Genomic DNA, 2,562 nt, shown 5'->3' on the forward strand with positions numbered 1-2,562 from the left:
TAACGTGCGGAGATTAATTTTATTAAAAATATGTATTAATAAAAACTGAGCATTATTTTCAAGGTTTTGAGTGACCTTGTATATAATGCTTTTTTCTTTTTATAGCAAACAGTAACTGCTGAGAACTAAATTGATTAAGGGTTGTTGAAACCATTTTGGCTCAGCTGCCGTCTAAAGGCCAAATAACTAAATCAAGCTGAAAAGAGGAGGAGTCATGGAAGAGGGGAAGAAAGAAGAGATGCTAGAGAGAATTATGATCGAATATGGGAGTGGTCTGGTTAGATTAGCGTTTAGCTATGTCAAAGACAAAGAAACTGCAAAAGATATGGTACAGAACACCTTTATCAAATGTTATGAGAACTTAGATAACTTTCGTTTTGAATCATCAATAAAAACCTGGCTATATAGAATTACAATCAATCAGTGTAAGGATTATTTAAGAAGTTGGCACTTTCGGAGAGTTCAAGCCAGAAGCTTTTTGGAAAGTGCGATTGGAACTTTTTTACCTTCAGCAGAAGATAATCTGATTAAAAATACCGAAGCTAAAGAGATGAAGCGTCTTATTTTTTCTTTATCCAAAAATCACCGGGAAGTTATCTTTTTGTATTACTATGAGTCTTTATCTATTAAAGAAATAGCCGAAGTAGCAGAATTAAATGTCAATACAGTTAAAACAAGACTAAGCAGAGCAAAACAAAGATTAAAAATTTTAATTGAGGAGGGAAATGCTTATGAATAAAAAATTTAAGAAGGAGGTTTTTTCTTATTTGGAAAAGAAAGATCTGAAATTCACGAAAGAAGATAGGATTGAAACTTTAAATAAAATTCAAGACAGGAACGATCAAAAACAAGGCAGCAATATAGCTTTGCTCAACATAGGCAAACGTTATGTTGTTCCTGTATTAGGTTCTATAATGGTATTAATCTTAGCAATTGTTATACTTCTTCCGGATCTAAACTTTGGTAACGAAATTGTTCAAGAAAACTCGGATAAACAACAAGCAGCTCAACATGAAGGCTCATCTTTTTCAGTTTTAATAATGGGAAAAGGTTCAGCTGGTGAATTTAATCGTAGAAGCAATATTAACCTTTTACTTACTTATAATAGTGATCCCAGCAGTATAAATATAGTAGCAATTCCTCGTGATACGTATGTAGAAATTTTTAACTCTGAAGGGGAAATGATTGGCCAAGATAAGGTGATGCATGCCTCTGCTTTAGACCCAGATTCTGAATCTGCTAAAATAACAGTGTCGAATCTTTTTGATATTTCCATCGATTACCACTCCGTTATTTCAGAAGAAAATATATATGGAAAGTTAGGCATTACTAAAGAGGATGCAAGGAAAAATAAAAAATTAATGAATGAAATGGACAATTTAATCAAAGAGCAATTGTCTGCATCAGAAATAAAAACACTCTTAGAAGAAAGTGAAACCAATATTCCAAGAGATTTATTAAATCAAATGGAGAATATTAATTCTAGTTCTATGCAGATGCTCGATGTGACAAAAGGGATGGAGGAAAAATTAATTGATGGTGTCTATTATGTAGAAATTAACCAAAAATTATTGGAAAAAACCTCTAATACTTTAAAGAAGCATTTGGGCGATAATTAACCTACTAGACATCAGCAATAATTTTTGCAACGGGGGAAGTAGATATGAAAAAAATGTTACTGCCAATAATGGTTTTGTTAATAACAACTTTACTGCTTATGGCTTGTGGTGATGAAAATAATCAAAGCGGAAGTAATGACAACACACCCGAAAGCCAAACGGAAAATGAAGATCAGCAGGTTAATGGGGAAGACAGCAGTCAAATAAATAAAAAAGAAGATAAATCCGAGACCAAAAAAGAATCGGGAGAATCCGCAACGAACGATTCTATAGAAACTTTTTCAGAAGAAACAAAAAATGAGGAGTCAAATAATACCTTAAAAAGCAAAGAGGATAATGCATTGTCTAAATATTCTTCTGACGAAATCGAATACGCTCGTGTTTGGTTGCAGCTTGGGCCGAATCAAGACATAGATGAGTTGAATGTTCGGCATATTCCAGCAGGCAAATCACTCAATCCTGACGACGAAACGAGTGCTAATTATCCAGAAGACGTTGTCCAGTTATCAGGTTCACGTTTGGTAGATGGATCAGTGACTTATAGTAGTAATGGGAATGGTACGATTAATGTATACAAAGTTCCTTTACGTTGGGATGGCAAGAATCCTGCTGGTGAAGACGTTTATAAAGATATTATTAAAAATACAAAGACAGAGACCATTGATCGAGGTGATGATCAAAAGATCATAAATTTAATCAAATTGCTTGGTAATTAAGCAATCGGTCAGGAGTGTTTAATAACAAGGCAAACAAATTGGAGGTGATAATAAAATGAGTGGATTGGTTTTGGTCTCAATTATAGCAATTATATTTTTAACATATAAACTTACTAGGGTCCTTAAAAATAAAGAGGCACCTAAGAGTAATAGGAGAATCGCTTGGTCATTATACGGCTTCTCTGTAATAGCCTTAGTAATAGTAAATATCCTTTTTTCCTAATGGT

The 2,562-nt window shown here is 33.4% G+C and carries 3 protein-coding genes; all 3 read left to right on the forward strand.

The features are described 5' to 3' along the window. Window positions 1-214: 214 nt before the first annotated feature. From BLT18_RS17810 to BLT18_RS17820, 3 genes are read left to right on the forward strand one after another with little or no spacing between them, the layout of a single operon-like run. The gene (locus BLT18_RS17810; RefSeq protein WP_091277111.1) at window positions 215-739 is read left to right on the forward strand and encodes a sigma-70 family RNA polymerase sigma factor; all 525 of its coding nucleotides are present in this window, start codon (window positions 215-217) and stop codon (window positions 737-739) included. Further along, window positions 732-1,619, forward strand: a complete 888-nt coding sequence (locus tag BLT18_RS17815; protein ID WP_175487601.1) for an LCP family glycopolymer transferase — start codon at window positions 732-734, stop codon at window positions 1,617-1,619. Before BLT18_RS17810 ends, BLT18_RS17815 begins: the two co-directional genes overlap by 8 nt. A 44-nt stretch (window positions 1,620-1,663) precedes the next feature. After that, window positions 1,664-2,335 carry a hypothetical protein gene (locus BLT18_RS17820; protein WP_091277116.1) on the forward strand — a complete coding sequence of 224 codons (672 nt, stop codon included), beginning with the start codon at window positions 1,664-1,666 and terminating at the stop codon, window positions 2,333-2,335. Window positions 2,336-2,562 lie beyond the last annotated feature (227 nt).

This window comes from Alteribacillus persepolensis, from assembly GCF_900099605.1.
GTDB classification, from domain to species: Bacteria; Bacillota; Bacilli; order Bacillales; family Marinococcaceae; genus Alteribacillus; species Alteribacillus persepolensis.